Origin of the sequence: Sphingomonas jaspsi DSM 18422 (genome assembly GCF_000585415.1) — a bacterium.
GTDB lineage: Bacteria > Pseudomonadota > Alphaproteobacteria > Sphingomonadales > Sphingomonadaceae > Sphingomicrobium > Sphingomicrobium jaspsi.
In genome coordinates, this window is record NZ_KK073876.1 from 2,127,856 (window position 1) to 2,143,028 (window position 15,173).

General features: G+C 64.8%; 18 protein-coding genes and 1 tRNA gene. 8 read left to right on the forward strand and 11 right to left on the reverse strand.

Translation table 11 applies throughout. The annotated features are described in order from the left end of the window. The first annotated feature begins 1 nt into the window (after position 1). Positions 2 to 697 carry a DUF3142 domain-containing protein gene (locus G570_RS10815; RefSeq protein WP_245600291.1) on the forward strand — a complete coding sequence of 232 codons (696 nt, stop codon included), beginning with the start codon at positions 2 to 4 and terminating at the stop codon, positions 695 to 697. Here the strand turns inward: G570_RS10815 and cmk are convergent. Then, positions 694 to 1,344 (reverse strand): (d)CMP kinase, encoded by a 651-nt coding sequence (gene cmk / locus G570_RS10820; RefSeq protein ID WP_037502210.1) that lies wholly within the window; start codon positions 1,342 to 1,344, stop codon positions 694 to 696. The genes G570_RS10815 and cmk overlap by 4 nt on opposite strands. Before the next feature lie 102 nt (positions 1,345 to 1,446). On the opposite strand from cmk, the gene G570_RS10825 reads away from it, so the two are divergent. The 5 genes from G570_RS10825 to G570_RS10845 all read left to right on the forward strand — a co-directional run bounded on the left by G570_RS10825 (position 1,447) and on the right by G570_RS10845 (position 5,635). Further along, a complete protein-coding gene (locus G570_RS10825) occupies positions 1,447 to 1,764 on the forward strand; it encodes an FYDLN acid domain-containing protein (protein WP_037502214.1) in 318 nt (105 codons plus the stop codon). Between the two features lie 172 nt (positions 1,765 to 1,936). Next, positions 1,937 to 3,667, forward strand: a complete 1,731-nt coding sequence (locus G570_RS10830) for a S41 family peptidase (protein ID WP_156930429.1) — start codon at positions 1,937 to 1,939, stop codon at positions 3,665 to 3,667. A 45-nt stretch (positions 3,668 to 3,712) separates the two neighbouring features. Beyond that, positions 3,713 to 3,788 (forward strand) — tRNA-Ala (locus G570_RS10835). A 183-nt stretch (positions 3,789 to 3,971) separates the two neighbouring features. Beyond that, complete coding sequence (locus G570_RS10840) at positions 3,972 to 4,862, forward strand: cytochrome b/b6 domain-containing protein (RefSeq protein ID WP_037502219.1); 891 nt, start codon at positions 3,972 to 3,974, stop codon at positions 4,860 to 4,862. A gap of 5 nt (positions 4,863 to 4,867) precedes the next feature. After that, the gene (locus G570_RS10845; RefSeq protein WP_037502222.1) at positions 4,868 to 5,635 is read left to right on the forward strand and encodes a molybdopterin-dependent oxidoreductase; all 768 of its coding nucleotides are present in this window, start codon (positions 4,868 to 4,870) and stop codon (positions 5,633 to 5,635) included. Here the strand turns inward: G570_RS10845 and G570_RS10850 are convergent. From G570_RS10850 to moaA, 6 genes are read right to left on the reverse strand one after another with little or no spacing between them, the layout of a single operon-like run. Then, positions 5,632 to 6,831: a molybdopterin molybdotransferase MoeA gene (locus G570_RS10850; RefSeq protein WP_037502225.1), complete on the reverse strand. Its 1,200-nt coding sequence runs from the start codon at positions 6,829 to 6,831 to the stop codon at positions 5,632 to 5,634. The two genes, G570_RS10845 and G570_RS10850, sit on opposite strands and share 4 nt — an antisense overlap. Beyond that, positions 6,828 to 7,304: a cyclic pyranopterin monophosphate synthase MoaC gene (gene moaC / locus G570_RS10855; protein ID WP_037502228.1), complete on the reverse strand. Its 477-nt coding sequence runs from the start codon at positions 7,302 to 7,304 to the stop codon at positions 6,828 to 6,830. Before moaC ends, G570_RS10850 begins: the two co-directional genes overlap by 4 nt. Further along, positions 7,301 to 7,810, reverse strand: coding sequence for a molybdenum cofactor biosynthesis protein B (gene moaB, locus G570_RS10860; protein WP_245600292.1), 510 nt, complete (start codon positions 7,808 to 7,810; stop codon positions 7,301 to 7,303). The genes moaC and moaB overlap by 4 nt, the downstream gene beginning before the upstream one ends. Then, positions 7,807 to 8,250, reverse strand: a complete 444-nt coding sequence (locus G570_RS10865) for a molybdenum cofactor biosynthesis protein MoaE (protein WP_037502234.1) — start codon at positions 8,248 to 8,250, stop codon at positions 7,807 to 7,809. Before G570_RS10865 ends, moaB begins: the two co-directional genes overlap by 4 nt. Further along, on the reverse strand, positions 8,247 to 8,468 hold the full coding sequence (locus G570_RS10870; RefSeq protein ID WP_037502237.1) for a MoaD/ThiS family protein: 222 nt from the start codon (positions 8,466 to 8,468) through the stop codon (positions 8,247 to 8,249). The genes G570_RS10865 and G570_RS10870 overlap by 4 nt, the downstream gene beginning before the upstream one ends. A gap of 5 nt (positions 8,469 to 8,473) precedes the next feature. Then, on the reverse strand, positions 8,474 to 9,511 hold the full coding sequence (gene moaA / locus G570_RS10875) for a GTP 3',8-cyclase MoaA (protein ID WP_037502240.1): 1,038 nt from the start codon (positions 9,509 to 9,511) through the stop codon (positions 8,474 to 8,476). A gap of 93 nt (positions 9,512 to 9,604) precedes the next feature. Here moaA and G570_RS10880 point away from each other — a divergent pair, with 93 nt between their 5' ends. Then, the gene (locus tag G570_RS10880; protein WP_037502243.1) at positions 9,605 to 10,378 is read left to right on the forward strand and encodes a sulfite exporter TauE/SafE family protein; all 774 of its coding nucleotides are present in this window, start codon (positions 9,605 to 9,607) and stop codon (positions 10,376 to 10,378) included. A gap of 103 nt (positions 10,379 to 10,481) precedes the next feature. Here the strand turns inward: G570_RS10880 and G570_RS13785 are convergent, their stop codons facing one another. Next, positions 10,482 to 10,646: a hypothetical protein gene (locus G570_RS13785; protein WP_169731753.1), complete on the reverse strand. Its 165-nt coding sequence runs from the start codon at positions 10,644 to 10,646 to the stop codon at positions 10,482 to 10,484. A gap of 198 nt (positions 10,647 to 10,844) precedes the next feature. Beyond that, positions 10,845 to 11,522: a GNAT family N-acetyltransferase gene (locus tag G570_RS10890; RefSeq protein ID WP_051504310.1), complete on the reverse strand. Its 678-nt coding sequence runs from the start codon at positions 11,520 to 11,522 to the stop codon at positions 10,845 to 10,847. A 279-nt stretch (positions 11,523 to 11,801) separates the two neighbouring features. Here G570_RS10890 and G570_RS10895 point away from each other — a divergent pair, with 279 nt between their 5' ends. Beyond that, positions 11,802 to 13,337: a winged helix-turn-helix domain-containing protein gene (locus G570_RS10895; protein ID WP_037502249.1), complete on the forward strand. Its 1,536-nt coding sequence runs from the start codon at positions 11,802 to 11,804 to the stop codon at positions 13,335 to 13,337. Here the strand turns inward: G570_RS10895 and G570_RS10900 are convergent. Together G570_RS10900 and G570_RS10905 are read right to left on the reverse strand one after the other, a co-directional pair. After that, entirely contained in the window at positions 13,324 to 14,037 is a 714-nt protein-coding gene (locus tag G570_RS10900; RefSeq protein ID WP_156930431.1) for a TfuA-like protein, read from the reverse strand. The genes G570_RS10895 and G570_RS10900 overlap by 14 nt on opposite strands. Further along, a complete protein-coding gene (locus tag G570_RS10905; protein WP_037502252.1) occupies positions 14,034 to 15,173 on the reverse strand; it encodes a YcaO-like family protein in 1,140 nt (379 codons plus the stop codon). Before G570_RS10905 ends, G570_RS10900 begins: the two co-directional genes overlap by 4 nt.

A 15,173-nucleotide genomic window follows, 5' to 3' on the forward strand; every position in this document is an offset into this window, starting at 1 on the left:
GTTGTGGGTTGCGCTGGCGGCGCTGGCCATGGCGGGGTGCGGAAAAGCCGATCCGGACCGTGTCGAGGCCGCCCGCTACGACAGCGTCTGGCTGTGGGCAGGCGTCCGCCCGACCGACGCGGTGCGCAAGGCATCGACGGTTTACATCCTCGATGGGGAAATTCGCGGACGGCCCGCCCGCTTCGCGCCTCTACGAATCGCAATGCCCAAGGCGCCGAATCCGCACCTCTGGCTAGTCGTCAGAACCGACACGCTGGACTGGCCTGCGGGTGCACATTCCGACATCGTGGCCCGCCTCGATCGCTGGGCTGCTGCGGGCAACAGGGTCGACGGCCTGCAGGTCGATTTCGATGCGGCCACGAGGGGGCTCGACGGCTATGCCGATTTCCTCTCCCGGTTGCGCTCGGCGCTGCCTCGCCGCTACAAATTGTCGATCACCGGCCTGATGGACTGGAGCGCCAACGGCGACCCGGCGGCGCTAAAGCGCCTCGGCGGGATCGTCGACGAGGTCGTGATCCAGACCTACCAAGGACGCACGACCATCCCCGGCTACGAAGCCTATTTCCGGCGGATGAAAGGATTCCCATTGCCGTTCAAAGTTGGGCTGGTCGACAACGGCCGGTGGCATGAGCCGGCAGGGTTGGCCGACGAGCCGAATTTTCGTGGCTACGTCGTTTTCCTGCTGAACGACCGCTAGGCGATCGCAAGGCGCGCATCGACCAGCGCGATCGCGGCCGCGATCGCCGCGTCAACGCCCAGCTCGCTAGTGTCCAGCAGGTCGGCATCGTCAGCCTGCACCAGCGGCGCCGAATCGCGGCCGGCGTCGCGGGCGTCGCGGGCGCGGATGTCGAGCAATACGTCGTCGTAATGCGCCGGCATGCCCCGACCTTCCAGCTCGGCCAGCCGGCGGCGCGCGCGCACCTCGGCGGACGCGGTGACGAACAGCTTAGCGGTCGCGTTGGGAGCGATCACCGTCCCGATGTCGCGGCCGTCGAGCACCGCGCCGCCATCCTGCGCCGCAAACTGACGCTGCCGTTGGAGCAGGGCCGCGCGGACCGCGGGATAGGCAGAGATACGGCTGGCGAGCGAGCCGACGACTTCGCTGCGCAATTCTTCGTCGCCCATGTCGATTTGCGCCAGGCCATCCACCGCGCGCAGCGCCTCGAACTCGCTGGCCGCGTCGCCGCCGAAACGGAACAGGCTGAGCGCCACCGCCCGGTAGAGCAGGCCAGTGTCCATGTGCGGCAGGTCGTAGTGGCGGGCCAGCGCCTTGGCGATGGTGCCCTTACCGCTGGCGGCGGGGCCGTCGACGGCGATGACGAGGGGAACGGTACGGCTGGCCATGACGCCGTCGCTTTGACAGGGCCTTGCACCTATGGCAAGGCGCGCCCACTTTGCGGGCCAAGCGTTCCGCTAACCTCAAGATTCTCATGGAGTGAAGACCCGATGGTCAAACCCGAATGGGGCACCAAGCGCACCTGCCCCAAGTGCTCGACCCGCTTTTACGACCTCACCAAGGACGAACCGGTCACCTGCATCGAATGCGGTAACCAGTGGCATCCGGAACCAGTGCTTAAGTCCAAGCAGCCGCTTCCCTACGAAGCGGTGCAGGCCGACAAGCCGGTCAAGGACGATGAAGACCTCGGCGCCGATGATCTGGCGATCGACGAAGACGAAGAGCCGAGCGCGGACGACGAAGTCGACCTGTCGACCGGCGACGACGACCTGGGCGTTGCGACCGGCGACGAGGACGAAGAAAACTAAGATCCCACCGGTCATCGGCCGCACATCATTCAGACCCGCTCCTGTCTTGGCAGGGGCGGGTTTTTGTTTAATCTGCGTTAGCCTTTGTCGCGGGGGGGAAGTGCGTATGGCGACCACGTCCATCGATTCGATTCCGATTGAGCCGGACGCTTCGTCCGATCGACCTTGGATATTGCCGAAAATCCCTGACCGGTTGTGGCCGACGATCCGCGTCATCTGGCTGACGATAATCGCAGCCTCGATCATCGCCAATGTCGTTGGCGGCATGCGCTTTTACGAGCGTCAATCGCTTCGCCCATTCAGTCACCTGGGACTCGGCTGGACTGCCATCGACGGCAAGGTCACCCTGATGAGCGGTTCGACGAAGGAAGCGGTTCGGGAGGGTATCAAGGAAGGCCAGCGGATCGTGGCCATCGACGGCCGCCCGATTAGTGACAATCTCGCCGACATCGACGCCATCCAGCAGGCGCTTGTTCGCCCGGAAGGCGCCACCATCACGCTGACCACGGTCGATAACAAAGGGGTTAGGGCCAACCACCGCCTGACGCGGCTGGAGGCCAATATGGACGAAGCGACGTCGGTTACCGGGCTCAGTTCAAGGACTTACCAGATCATCGACAGCGCCACGGCGCTTCTGCCGGCCTTCGCGCTGCTGACCGCCGCAGCGCTGCTGTTCCGCAGCCGTCGAAAGGAAACGATCGTCGTCTTGCTGGCATGTACCTTCGCGCTGATGGCAAGCAGCACCGCCGCGGCCAACCTTGCCTACACCAACCAGACCTTGATTTTCGTATTGAACCGCTTGCTCAGTCCGCTGTGGGTTTTCGGCCTATTCCTGGCTATCGTGGTGTTTCCCGACGGTGCCGTCCGCGGCAAGTTGGCCAAATTATCGATCGTCCTTGTGATCGTGGCGCTGGCACTAGATCAATCGCCATGGCGCGATTTTTTTCAGCCGGTTCTCTTGCTTAGCGCCGCGCTGCCGCTTGTCGTGCTCTGGCGACGGCGGCAGAGTCTCGCCAACGACCAAAGTCAGCTGCAGGTCCGCGCGGCCATGTTCGGGCTGCTGACGGGCTTCGGCATGATCTTTGTCGGCATGATCCTATGGCTTATCGGCGGTGCCGACCGCAGTCACACTGCCTTCGCGATCCTGGTCAACCTGGCGTCGCAAATTGCCTTTGCGCTGGGGATGATCGTGATGGCGATGGGGCTGGTCGTCAGCATCCTTCGCTATCGCCTATACGACGTAGACACCATCATCAGCCGGTCGGCCGCCTATGGCGCAATGACCGTCGGCTTCATCGCCGTCTTCGCTGGTGTCGAAAAGCTCGCCGAAATCGCCAGCGAAGAATATTTCGGTGAGGAAATGCGGATGATTTCTGGCGCCGGCGCGGCCGCGATCGCCGCGGCCATCATCGCGCCGATGCACAACCGCATCCACCATTGGGCGGAACGGAAGTTTCACTCGACTCTGCAGTTACTCCGTGTCGAGCTGCCCGCTGTGGTGGACGATCTGCGCGAGACCGCCACGCTAAAGGAACTTGGCGATGCGGTCGTCACCCGGCTCAGCAACGGCGTTCGCGCGACCGGCTGCGAATTGCGGGTGGGCGGAAGCGTCGTGGCCAACAGCGGCCATGATTGTTCGACCTATGAATATGCCGTGCCGCTTACCGCTGCCGGAAGCGGCAGTCCCGTCGGCGAGCTGGTATTGGGGCCGCGCCCCGATGGGTCGGGGTACAACAAGGACGAGCGCGAAGCGCTTAGCGCCTTTTCGTCGCCGATCGGGCGCGCGGTCGACGTGGTGTGCCGCCGCGAAGCCAAGGAACAGGCGCTCGATGATCGCATCGCCCGACTGGAGCGGGCGATCGCCAAAGCAACGGGGATGAAAAAAGGCGCGTCCGGAAAATAGGTGGTTGGCAGACGCCAAAGCATCCCCTAAAGGCGCCTCCGGAACGGGGCCGTAGCTCAGCTGGGAGAGCGTCGCAATGGCATTGCGAAGGTCAGGGGTTCGATCCCCCTCGGCTCCACCATTCCTTTCAAAAGCCCGCCATCCGGCGGGCTTTTTCTTTTCACGGTCACTCGCGATCGAGCGTGTAACCTTCCGTCCCAACGCCCCGAACCCGCTGCCGAGCGGCGCGAAAATTCGCCGTAAGCCATGATGGACAGTCCATCAAAAATGCGAGAGCATCGGCTGGCCGGACGAGGGGAAGTCCATGACGGTTGAGACGCATTCCGACGACGTGCCGCCTGCCGCAACAGCGGTTCCCGCGCCGTCGCCCCCCACTGACCGGGTAGAACCCAAAGGCGGCGACCTCGTTCGCCGTCATCGCCTATCGACGCGGCTGTGGCACTGGACCAATGTAGTTGCGCTGTTCATCCTGTTGATGAGCGGGCTGATGATCTTCAACGCCCATCCTCGCCTCTATTGGGGCGAGTATGGGGCCAATTTCGATCATCCCTGGCTGATGATCGGATCACAGGGCGACGAAGGCTATGTCCGGGTCGGGTCGGTGAAGGTCGACACCACCGGCGTCCTCGGCGTGTGGACGGACAAGGCGGGCAAGGTGCAACACCGTGCCTTCCCCTATTGGATAACCATCCCTTCGGAATATAGCCTGGCCGACGCCCGGCTGTGGCACTTCGCCTTCGCCTGGATCCTGGCGGTACCGCTGACGATCTACATGCTCTGGTCGCTGTTCAATCGCCATATCGTCCGCGACCTCAGGATAAGGCTTGATGAGGTCCGCCCGTCGCACCTGTGGCACGACATCAAGGAACATGCGCGCCTGCGCTTTCCCACCGGCGCTGAGGCGTTGAACTACAACATCCTGCAAAAGCTGTCCTACGTCGGCGTCTTGTTCGTGCTGCTGCCGCTGGTCATCCTGACCGGGCTGACCATGTCGCCTAACCTCAACGCCGGAATGACGCCGCTGCTCGACCTGTTCGGGGGGCGCCAGTCGGCGCGCTCGCTCCACTTCATCGCGGCAATGCTGCTCACCGGCTTTTTCGGCGTACATATCCTGATGGTGATCCTCGCCGGCCCGATCAACGAAGTCCGGTCGATGATCACCGGCCGCTATCGCCTCCCTAAGGAAAGGAACTGACGGTCATGGACGATACGATCCTTCCGCGCCGCCAATTCCTGGCCGGGCTGACCGCAGGGGCCGGCGGCTTGATCCTGACCGGCTGCGACAAATTCAACGCCAATCCGGACTTCCGCGAAGCGCTGCGCTTCGGCGACCAGCTGCATTACCGCAGCCAGCGACTGATTACCGGCCGCAACGAACTGGCCCGCGAATATCGGCCCGACCAGATGTCCCCGGTGTTTCGCGCCAACGGCAACATCAATCCCGGCGGCGACGAATATCAGGCTCATGTTGCCAATCGCTTCGCCGACTGGCGGCTGGTGGTCGATGGGCTGGTCGCACGCCCCCTGCGCCTCAGCCTAGCGCAGCTGCAGTCGATGCCGACCCGCGAACAGACCACACGCCACGATTGCGTCGAAGGATGGTCGGCGATCGGCAAATGGGCCGGACCCCAATTGTCGCGCCTGCTCGACGCCGCCCGGCTTTCCCCGCGGGCACGGTTCATCGTCTTCCACTGCGCCGACCGTATGGGCGCCAATCCCTATTATGAATCGATCGACCTGGTCGATGCCTTCCATCCGCAGACGATCCTCGCCTGGCGGATGAACGGCCAGATGCTGCCGGTCCAGCATGGCGCCCCGATCCGCTTAAGGGTCGAGCGGCAGCTGGGCTACAAACAGGCCAAATATGTCATGCGGATCGAAGCGCGCGAGCGGCTCGACGATCTCTACGGCGGCAAGGGCGGCGCGTGGGAAGACCGCGCCGACTATCACTGGTACGCCGGGATCTAGCCCAGCTCGCCGGTGAGGTGGATGGCCACCTCGTCGCCCTCCCCGACCTCACTGTCTTCCGGCACTTCGATCAACGCGTTCGACCAGCCCAGCACTTTCTGAAGCCCGCTGTCCTGGTCGGCGAAGGCCGACGCGAACAGCTGTCCGCCTTCGACCCAGGCCTTGGCCCGCGCGAACAGGCGGCGATTGCCCGACGACAATGCGCCGCCGATCAGCCGACCTGACAAGGGCGACGCATCGCGCCCGCCGCCGGTCATTGCGGTCAGCAGCGCGTTCAGGAACAGGTGGGCGCAAACAAACGCCGAGGCCGGATTGCCGGGAAGCCCGAGGATCATTTGCGATCCGCGCGCCGCGAACCAGCAGGGTTTCCCGGGTTGCACCCGCACCTTTTCGAACACCAGCTCGTATCCGAGCGCGCGGGCCGCCGGGCGCAGATGATCGCGCTCGCCGACCGATGCACCGCCGATGGCCACGATCAGGTCGGATTGTTCTGACAACCGCTCGATCGCCGTCTCGATTGCCACGGCATCGTCGCCCAGCCGGACGGAGGGCAGCGCGTCGCCGTTCCATTGGCTGCACAGCGCGGTGATCATGGGCGTGGCGCTGTCGATGGTACGCCCGGCCGACATGGGCTGCCCCGGCTCCACCAGCTCATTCCCGCTGGCGACGATCGCAACGCGAGCGCGACGACGGACACGCAGGCTTGCCCGATTGGCAGCAGCGGCGAGCGCCAGTGCGGCCGGCGTCAGTAAGCTCCCCGCATCCAGCAAGCGTTCGCCCATGTCGAAATCGGCCCCTGCGCGCCGCATGAACCGGCCGCCCGGCGAGCGTTCGACGATGGTCAGTCGATCGCCATCAATCCGGTAATTTTCCAGCGGGACGATGGTCCGGGCCCGGCCCGGAACGACAGCACCGGTCGCTACGCGGATCGCCGCCCCGTCGTCCAGCGTCAGGGCATCGGCGTCGTCACCGGCGTGGATCGTGCCGACGATATGATAGACCTGGCCCGGTTCGGCCCCATCGGACGCGATGGCGACGCCGTCCATCATCGATCGCGGATCGGGTGGCTGACGATGCGTCGCGATCACGTCCTCGGCAAGCACACGGCCCAACGCTTGGTTTAGGCCGACCTCCTCGATATCGAGCGTCCCGGCTCGCGCCTTGAGGATCGCGACCGCCTCATCGAACGCGATCAATCGGCGCGCTCCCAATCGCCGCTGCGTCCGCCCTGCTTGGCGTCCAGCCGGACGGCATCGATCACCATGCTACGGTCAACCGCCTTCACCATGTCGTAAACGGTCAGCGCGGCCACGCTGACCGCAGTCAGCGCCTCCATCTCCACGCCCGTGCGGCCGCTGCAGGCCGCTTCGGCCTCGATCCGGACCGCTGACGCGGCGGCATCGGGCCACACCCGCAGTTTCACCGACGTCAGCGGCAATGGATGACACAATGGGATAAGGTCGGCCGTCTTCTTTGCTGCCATGATGCCGGCAAGCTCGGCGATGCGGCAGACGTCGCCCTTGCTCCCGCCATTGGCCACAGCCTCCATGCCGGCCGCACTCATGCGCACCATCCCGCTGGCGCGGGCAACCCGATCGGTGATCGGCTTGGCGCCGACGTCGACCATGCGCGGGCGTCCGTCGCGATCGATATGGGTGAGATCGCTCATCGTTCGGACAGCCGCGGCATGATCTCGACGAAATTGCAGGGTCGCGTCGATCGGTCGAGCTGTTTGGACAGCAGCTTGGTCCACCCGTCGCGCACCGCCCCGCCCGATCCCGGGAAGCAGAATACCAGGGTCGACTTGACGATCCCGGCACAGGCGCGCGACTGCAAGGTCGACAGGCCGATGCTGTCGAAGCTGATCGCGTGCCAGACGGCCGGAAAGCCGTCGATCACCTTGTCGAACAGCGGCAACACCGCCTCCGGCGTGACGTCGCGGCCGGTCAGGCCGGTTCCGCCGGTGGACACGATGACGTCGACGGCGGGGTCCGCAGCCCATGCCATGACCGCCTCGCGAATGGCCTCGATGGAATCCGGGACGATCCGCTTGGCCGCCAGGCGGTGGCCATCGGCCTCGACCGCCCCGGCCAGATAGGCACCTGACGTGTCGCTCGCCTCGTCGCGCGTATCGCTGATCGTCAGCACCGCGATCCCCACCTTTTCTTCGCTCACGCCCGCTCCTTCCACTGATCCACCGCCTGGCGATCGGACGCTACTGGTTCAACCCAGCGCATGCCGTGAGCGGTTTCTTCCTTTTTCCATAACGGCGCTTCGGTCTTCAGCCGGTCGACCAGCTCCTCAAGCCCGGACATTGCCGCGCGCCTGTGGTCTGACGCGGTGGCGGCAAAGACGATCGGATCGCCCGGCGTCATCCGCCCTACCCGGTGGACGACCATTGCGCCCGACAGGCCGTGGCGGCTGGACACGCCCGCCGTCATGGCCTCGATCTCGCGCTCGGTGAAGCCGGGATAATGCTCCAGGGTCAGCGCGACGACCCCATCGTCGGCACGAACGGTGCCGACGAAGACGGCCGTCGCCCCCGCCCGGACAGTCCGATGGAATTCGTCCAGCAATGCAGACGGATCGATCGGTTCGGCGCTGATCCGGATCATCCGCCGCTCATCGGCGGCAGGAACGCCACTTCGTCGTCAGGCTGGATGACGATGTCCGCGCGCACGATCTGCTGGTTGACCGCCATGTTGATGCCGGGCGCCGCCAATTGCGGAAGCTGCGCCTCGATCGCGAGTCGAAATGCGTCGGACCCGACCGGCGTGTCGGGCATGTCGGCCTCCAGCCCCGCAAGCCGACCGAAGAACAGTATCTTCGTCACAGCGCCTATCCGCCGGTCGCGGCCATCGGCCGGGCGACGGCGGCGGGCCCGCTGGCCGCGATGCGGAAATCATGTTCGCGCGGCTTGCGCGCGATAAGCTCGCGGATCGCGCCTTCCAGCGCCCGGTCGTCGCCATGTTCGCGCAGGGCGGCTTTCAGGTCGACCGCCTCGTCGCGTCCCAGGCAGGCGTGCAGCTGTCCGCTGGCATCGACCCGCACCCGGTTGCAGCCGTCGCAGAACTTGGCCGACAGTGGGGTGATGAAGCCAACCATCGCACCCGATGACGTTATCGCATAGCGGGCCGGGCCGCCGGTCCGGTGCGCGACGTCGGCCAGCGGCATCGTCCGCTCGATCGCCGCGCGGGCGACCGGCATCGGCACATGCTGCGACAGCCGGTCCGCGCCAATGTCGCCGACCGGCATGACTTCGATCAGGGTCACCGCCATCCCCCGGCCGTGCGCCCATCCGACGAGTTCGGGAAGATGGTCCAGATTGTCGTCGCGCAGGACCACCGTGTTGATCTTGACGGCTATGCCTGCGGCACGGGCTGCGTCGATCCCGCGGATCACCGCGCCAAGGTCGCCGCCACGGGTAATCTTGTGGAACCGATCGCGGTCGAGATGGTCGAGCGAGACGTTGATCCGCCTGATGCCCGCCTTGGCCAGCGTGTCGACATGCCGTTCCAGTTGCGACCCGTTTGTCGTCAGCGTCAGTTCGGCAAGCCCGCCCGATCGCAGGTGCCGGCCGAGCGATCGGATCAGCTCGTCGGCGCCCTTGCGCACCAGCGGTTCGCCGCCGGTCAGCCGCAGCTTGGTCACGCCAAGCCCGATAAAGGTCGAGGCAAGGCGGTCGAGTTCGCCGATCGTCAACTGCTCGACGCGCGGCGCAAAGGTCGCATGTTCGGGAAGGCAGTAGGTGCAGCGGAAATCGCAGCGATCGGTCAGCGACAGCCGTAGATAGTCGATGCGGCGGCCAAAGGTGTCGATCATCGCGCCCGAAGCGCCCGACGTGCCCGACGCACCACCTGTAACCGGATCAGCCATGTCGTGCGTACATTGCCTTGTCGCCTTACCTACCGCAATGCTTGCTATTCGAAACCGACCGGTGCGCGGTTACGCCCGAAGGGGGAATGATCGATGTTCGTCGTGTTGCTGGGCCTGGCCTTTTTCGCCACTGCGTTGCTCTATGCGTCGGTCGGTTTCGGCGGCGGGTCGACCTACAATGCGTTGCTGCTGCTGGCCGACCTGCCGGTCGCAGTGGTGCCGGTGCTGGCGCTGGCGTGCAATATCGTCGTCGTCGCGGTCGGCGCCAACCGGTTCCGGCAGGCCGGGTCGCTGGACTGGGATCGTTTCTGGCCATTTGCGGTGGCGTCTATCCCGGCCGCCTGGATCGGCGGGTTCATCCATGTCCCGGCCTGGCTGTTCGTCGCGTTGCTGGCCCTGTGCCTTACGCTCGCTGGGCTTTTGTTGATTTGGCCGTCGCTGTGGCGCGATCGGGCACCCCGAACCGCTACCACCAGCGTGACGGCTGACGCCGCTTGCGGTGCGCTGCTAGGCCTTGTCGCAGGCGTTACAGGGATCGGTGGCGGCATCTACCTGTCGCCCGTCTTGCATTTTCGCAATTGGGGGTCGGCGCGGCTGATCGCGGGCACGTCGGCGGCGTTCATCCTGGTCAATTCGATCAGCGGCCTGGCCGGGCAAATCGCTAAGCTAGGCGCTGGCAGAAGCTCCCAAATGCTGTTCGACCATTGGCCTCTGCTGCCAGCGGTCTTGGCGGGGGGCCTGATAGGCTCTCAACTCGGCAGCCAGATCATCCCCGAACGTTACCTCCGGACGATGACCGGCCTCCTTATCCTGTACGTCGCCGTCCGCCTTGGCCTTCGCTTTCCGACCGACTGGGCAGCGCGGTAAAAAAGGGGAGGCCTGCCGAAGCAAACCTCCCCTTCCCCCGATCAACGCTGGCCGACGCGCGGAGATGACAAACGTCAGGCCAACGAAGCTGGTGCCGGCCGGCTTAGCCGGCCTGTCCCTTGTCGCGCGCCAAACCAGCGTCGAACGGGGTGTTCAAAGCCGATTTGGTCGGCATTCCGGGGTCGAGCGGCGACCCGATCAAAGCACTGGTGATGCCGGCCCCCAAACCAACGGCCATCAGTGCCATCGAAGCCTTCCGCTGCAACATTGTCCGCTCACTCCGTTGCGCCGACCCCGGTGCCGGCGACCATTTCTTTCTAGGCGTGCCGGCCAGGCACATCCTGACGGCATGATGGTTTTTCACTGTTCCAGAATCTTTTCATAATTGGCCGATCGACCGGACAGGCAAAGACCGGCGCCTGTTCGGACGCCGGCCCTTGGTGACCGCAAATGTGGCGCGTAACGCTCACAGCCCGATCACGACCCGTTCGAAAAACACTGCCGGGAAACCCTTGAATTCGCTCCGCTTGAACGGCCGGAAGCCGATCTTTTCCGCGACGCGGATCGACGCGATATTGTCGGCGCTGACGATGCAGACCGTCCGCGTGGCGCCCAGCACCCGCTCGACCCAGGTGACCGCGCCGGCCACCGCCTCGGTCGCCAGTCCCTCATTCTGGCGCCCCTTGACGATCGTCCAGCACGCTTCGGGCGCCCAGTCGAAATGCCCGCCCAGGTTGCGGTTGAACTGGCCGAAGCCGACTTCGCCGACAAACTCGTCCGTTTCACGGTCGAACACCGCGAAGGGTCCGTAACCGAGTAGGTGCCAATGACCGACCTGGCGCAGGAAGCGCGTCCACGCTTCGTCGCTGCCCATCGCGCTCTTGTGCGAATAGGCGAGCGCCGACGGGTCGCACATCATCGCCTCGAAGTCCTTGAAATCATCCATTTCCATCGGGCGCAGGCGCAAGCGGCGCGTTTCGACAACCGGTCCGCGGATCGCGATCAGCTCGTCGAACGGGCGGCCGGACAATGGCGACACACAGTGAAAGGTGGCTGGCTGCTCGACCGGTCGGGTCGTGGTTGCGGCATCGAACAGGAACGCCGTGCTTGCAGCGTCATCGTGCCTGACCAGATCGTACAACATGGATTGCCCTTCATGGTGTCTGCCGGGAAACGTCCTCGGCATCCTCCATTTACGCCGGGCGGGGTGTCACATCCTGACCGCAGGCTGATTAGATTCTGAAAAGAATCGCGCCCGGATCGCAGAATTTGGCCGTTCCCCGTTGCGGCTAGGGCCGATTTGCATCATGGATCGGACAGAGGGGCACCCGGACCAGCCGGGGCAAAAATTATCGGGCGTAGGGGAACGTGGATGCCGGACCACGGGTCCGCGCCGGCCAGGGTAAGGGTCGGCGTATATATATTGGACCGCGACGACGAGCGGCTGGTTGGGCCATCCGGTCCGATCAAGCTGGGCAACAAGGCATTTCGTCTGCTGAACATGCTGGTCGACCATGGCGGCCGCCTCGTCACCAAGGACGCGATCTTCTCGTCGGTGTGGGACGGTACCTTCGTGTCCGAATCCGCGCTGACATCGACGATCAAGGAATTGCGCCGCGCGCTCGGCGACCTGTCGAAGACGCCGAGCTATATCGAAAGCGTCTATGGCCGCGGCTACCGCCTGATCGCCGACATTGGCGAGGCCGACGATGCACCGATCGCGACGCCGACTACGCCTGCGAAGGGCAAGCCGAGCGTGAAGGTGTCCGATCTCAGCGACGACCCGCCGGTCATCATCGTGTCCGAATTCAACGATGCCGCCGTTCGCCAGTCCTTGCCCTACCTCGGCGAAGGGCTGCGCGAGGAGATTTTGTCGAGCCTTGCCCAGTTCCGCGACATTCAGCTCGTCGCCAACTCGCAGTTCGACGAGCGCAATCCGCAAGTTGCGGCGCCGGAACGCAGCTATCACCTGACCGCGACGCTTCTTCCGGACCGCGACAGCGCCAAGATCATCGCCCGGACCAAGCGGGTGTCGGACGGACGGGTCTTGTGGGCCGAAAACATGTCGCTGGCCAACATGGGTAACGCCGAAGGCGTCGACCGCATCGTCAAGCGGATCGCCGGCTCGCTTCTTCCGGCGGTCGACCAGGACCTTATAAGCGGGGTCGCCCGACACGGCGCCAACCTGTTCGACCGCTACCTGATCGTGAAGCGGGGCGTGTTGAGCGTGCGCACCTATGAAGACGCCAAACGGTCGGTCGACGACCTTGAGGCGATCATCGCGGAGCGTCCGGATTTCGGTCTGCCCTATGCGCAGCTCGTCCGCTTCTACAACACCGACTATTTCTTCACCTCGTTCGGGGCGAGCGACAAAGCCTTGCGGGCCAGGGCACTGAAGATGGCGAGGGCCGGCTTCGCCACCGACCCAAGTCACAGCATGAACTATCTGACGATCGGCTTTTGCAATCTCTATGCTGGCAAGTTCGCCGAAGCGAAGGAGATGCTGGAACAGGCGTTCGAACGAAATCCCTACAGCGCCGAACGCGCCAACCAGGTCGCGACCGGGATGGTCTATCTCGGCGAATTCGACCGCGCCCGGCAATTGTTCGCGCTGAGCCACGAATTGCAGCCGTGGAGCGATAACGACAATCTGGAGCAGGAAGGGCGCCTTCACCTTCTGGAAGGCAACGACCAGGCCGCCAGCGCGGCTTTCGCGGCGGTGACCGAGCCGCTGTTTTGGGGCCGCTTCTATCAGTCGCTGAGCGACATGGAGCTGGGTCTACCGGAAGCGCCGGCCATGTTCCGGCGGTGGCGCGAGCGCGTCGAAAGCAACTGGCACGACGGATCGCACCCGGACAGTGACATGATCATGGCGATGATCCGCAGCCACCATCCGTTCGACAACGGCTATGGCGCACGCCTGTTCGAACTGGCCGAAAAGGCGCTCAATCGAGACTGAGTTCGGTCTTCAGGTCGCGCAGGAAATTGGTTTGGGGAACGTGCAGGCGACGCGGCGGATGACCGTCCGCGAGCGCGGCCGAGACGGCCAGTTCGGCATCCAGCTGCTTCAGCGGGACATGCAGATCCGTTACTTGCGAAGCAATGGCGGCCTTAAGCCCTTCTTCCTCGAATAGCCGTTTCAGCAGCGGCCAGTCGCGGTCGACATAGTGGACGTCCATCGCTGCCGCGCGCAGCCGCCGGGCCATCCCGGCATCGAACAGTCCCAGCCGAACCGCCTTCAGCAACGTCGCGCGGACTTCGACTAAGGGGACGCTTGCCGCGGCCCAATTCATCGATTCGGGACCGTGAATGAGCGCCACCTCGTCGTCGCCCGTCAGCAGTCCGTCGCGATAGGCCCGATAGATGGCGCCAACGCCTTCCATCCCGTACATGTCGAGCTCCGCCGCCCGCAGCGCCCCCATGCTCGACGCGCCGATCAGGCGGATCCCGGCCGCCATCGCCACCAGCAATTCCTTGTGCCACGGCGACGGACGATGATCGAAATATCCGTCGATCAGGCAGATGGTGGCGAAACCACCGTGGACGATCCGCAATATGTCCCCGGTCGCAGCCGGCGGAAACCAGTGGAGGCCGGGATGCGTCGGCCGGCAACCTTGCTGCCACGAGGGTCCGGCGAAGACGGCGATGTTGCGGGTCATGCCGCCACCCGGCGTCGTCGACGCCGCGCGGCCAGCCCGCACGCGATGACGCGCACGGCATGAAAGGGCCCGACCTGCCCCAAATCGATTACGACCACGGGGCCAAGTCCCGCCGCTGCGATCCGGTCGACCATCTCGTTAACGCTGGCAGGGCCATGCGAAATGGCGTCGAAAGACTTGCCGTCCATGCCAACCGGCAGAGGCATGGCGAACGCAACGCGCAGCGCGTCCTGGCGAAGCGCATATTGCGACGGCGGCAGGTCGTCACGCGATCCGGCGATATAGGCGGCGCGCCCCTGGATGGTTTCGGCAATGGCACGAAACAGCGCGACCTCCGGGTCGGGATGGGCGCTGTGGCCGTGGATGGCGCGAAACGGCGCGGCGCTTTTGCCGGAATCGCCCAGTTCGGCGGCGATTACCGGCGTGCCCGTAAGCGATGGAAGCGTGTAGCAGCGAAGCGAAGCGCCGACCGACTGGAGCCGCTCGCGCCAGAAATCGAGCCACTCGAGCCCCGCGCGGTCGAGGTCGATCTGATCCCCGATCCGGTCGATCATCGACGTCGACTTCCATTCGGTCACGGCATCGCGTTCGATCAACTCCAGCATCGCCGAAGCGATCGCCTCGTCACGCGAACTGCCGACAGCCACGCCATTGCTCGACCGGTCGATGGGCGTGCCCAGCATGCGGGTGAAATCCATCGAAATACAGGCAAAGGGAACGGCAACCTCGCGGCCGCGCCAATCCGGGGCCACTACCCAGTCGATTTGACGGCTAGGATCGATCGCTATCGCATCGTCCTTGGCGAAGTCGCCGATGGCGGGCGCTCGGACGGATGGCGACAGCGCTTCGAAACCGCAGGTCAGGACGGGTGCATCATAATGCTCCCCGCAATGCGCCTCCCACGCTTCGAGCACTGCGCCAAGGCGGGCACCCTCATCGGTGAGCGCCTTGCCCTGATGCACGGAAAGCGAACGTCCCATCGGCCGGATCGCCTGCCAGCAGGGCAGTCCGATCCGGTCGAGCCGCGTGACATCGGCGATGCGGGTGATTTGCGCGTGCGCGACGACCTCGGCCACCGCGCCGCGCAATTCCTCGGCAGTTTTCAGTCGACCGCTCGATCGCGGTCCCGGCAGCAC

Bases quoted from the DNA above. Each gene is read 5' to 3' on its own strand.
- moaC (WP_037502228.1), bottom strand. From the start codon at position 7,304: ATGAGCGATCTCACCCATATCGATCGCGACGGACGCCCGCGCATGGTC.
- G570_RS10865 (WP_037502234.1), bottom strand. From the start codon at position 8,250: ATGATCCGGATCAGCGCCGAACCGATCGATCCGTCTGCATTGCTGGAC.
- G570_RS10880 (WP_037502243.1), top strand. From the start codon at position 9,605: ATGTTCGTCGTGTTGCTGGGCCTGGCCTTTTTCGCCACTGCGTTGCTC.
- G570_RS10845 (WP_037502222.1), top strand. From the start codon at position 4,868: ATGGACGATACGATCCTTCCGCGCCGCCAATTCCTGGCCGGGCTGACC.
- G570_RS10840 (WP_037502219.1), top strand. From the start codon at position 3,972: ATGACGGTTGAGACGCATTCCGACGACGTGCCGCCTGCCGCAACAGCG.
- G570_RS10890 (WP_051504310.1), bottom strand. From the start codon at position 11,522: ATGTTGTACGATCTGGTCAGGCACGATGACGCTGCAAGCACGGCGTTC.
- G570_RS13785 (WP_169731753.1), bottom strand. From the start codon at position 10,646: ATGTTGCAGCGGAAGGCTTCGATGGCACTGATGGCCGTTGGTTTGGGG.
- cmk (WP_037502210.1), bottom strand. From the start codon at position 1,344: ATGGCCAGCCGTACCGTTCCCCTCGTCATCGCCGTCGACGGCCCCGCC.
- G570_RS10825 (WP_037502214.1), top strand. From the start codon at position 1,447: ATGGTCAAACCCGAATGGGGCACCAAGCGCACCTGCCCCAAGTGCTCG.
- G570_RS10900 (WP_156930431.1), bottom strand. From the start codon at position 14,037: ATGACCCGCAACATCGCCGTCTTCGCCGGACCCTCGTGGCAGCAAGGT.
- moaA (WP_037502240.1), bottom strand. From the start codon at position 9,511: ATGGCTGATCCGGTTACAGGTGGTGCGTCGGGCACGTCGGGCGCTTCG.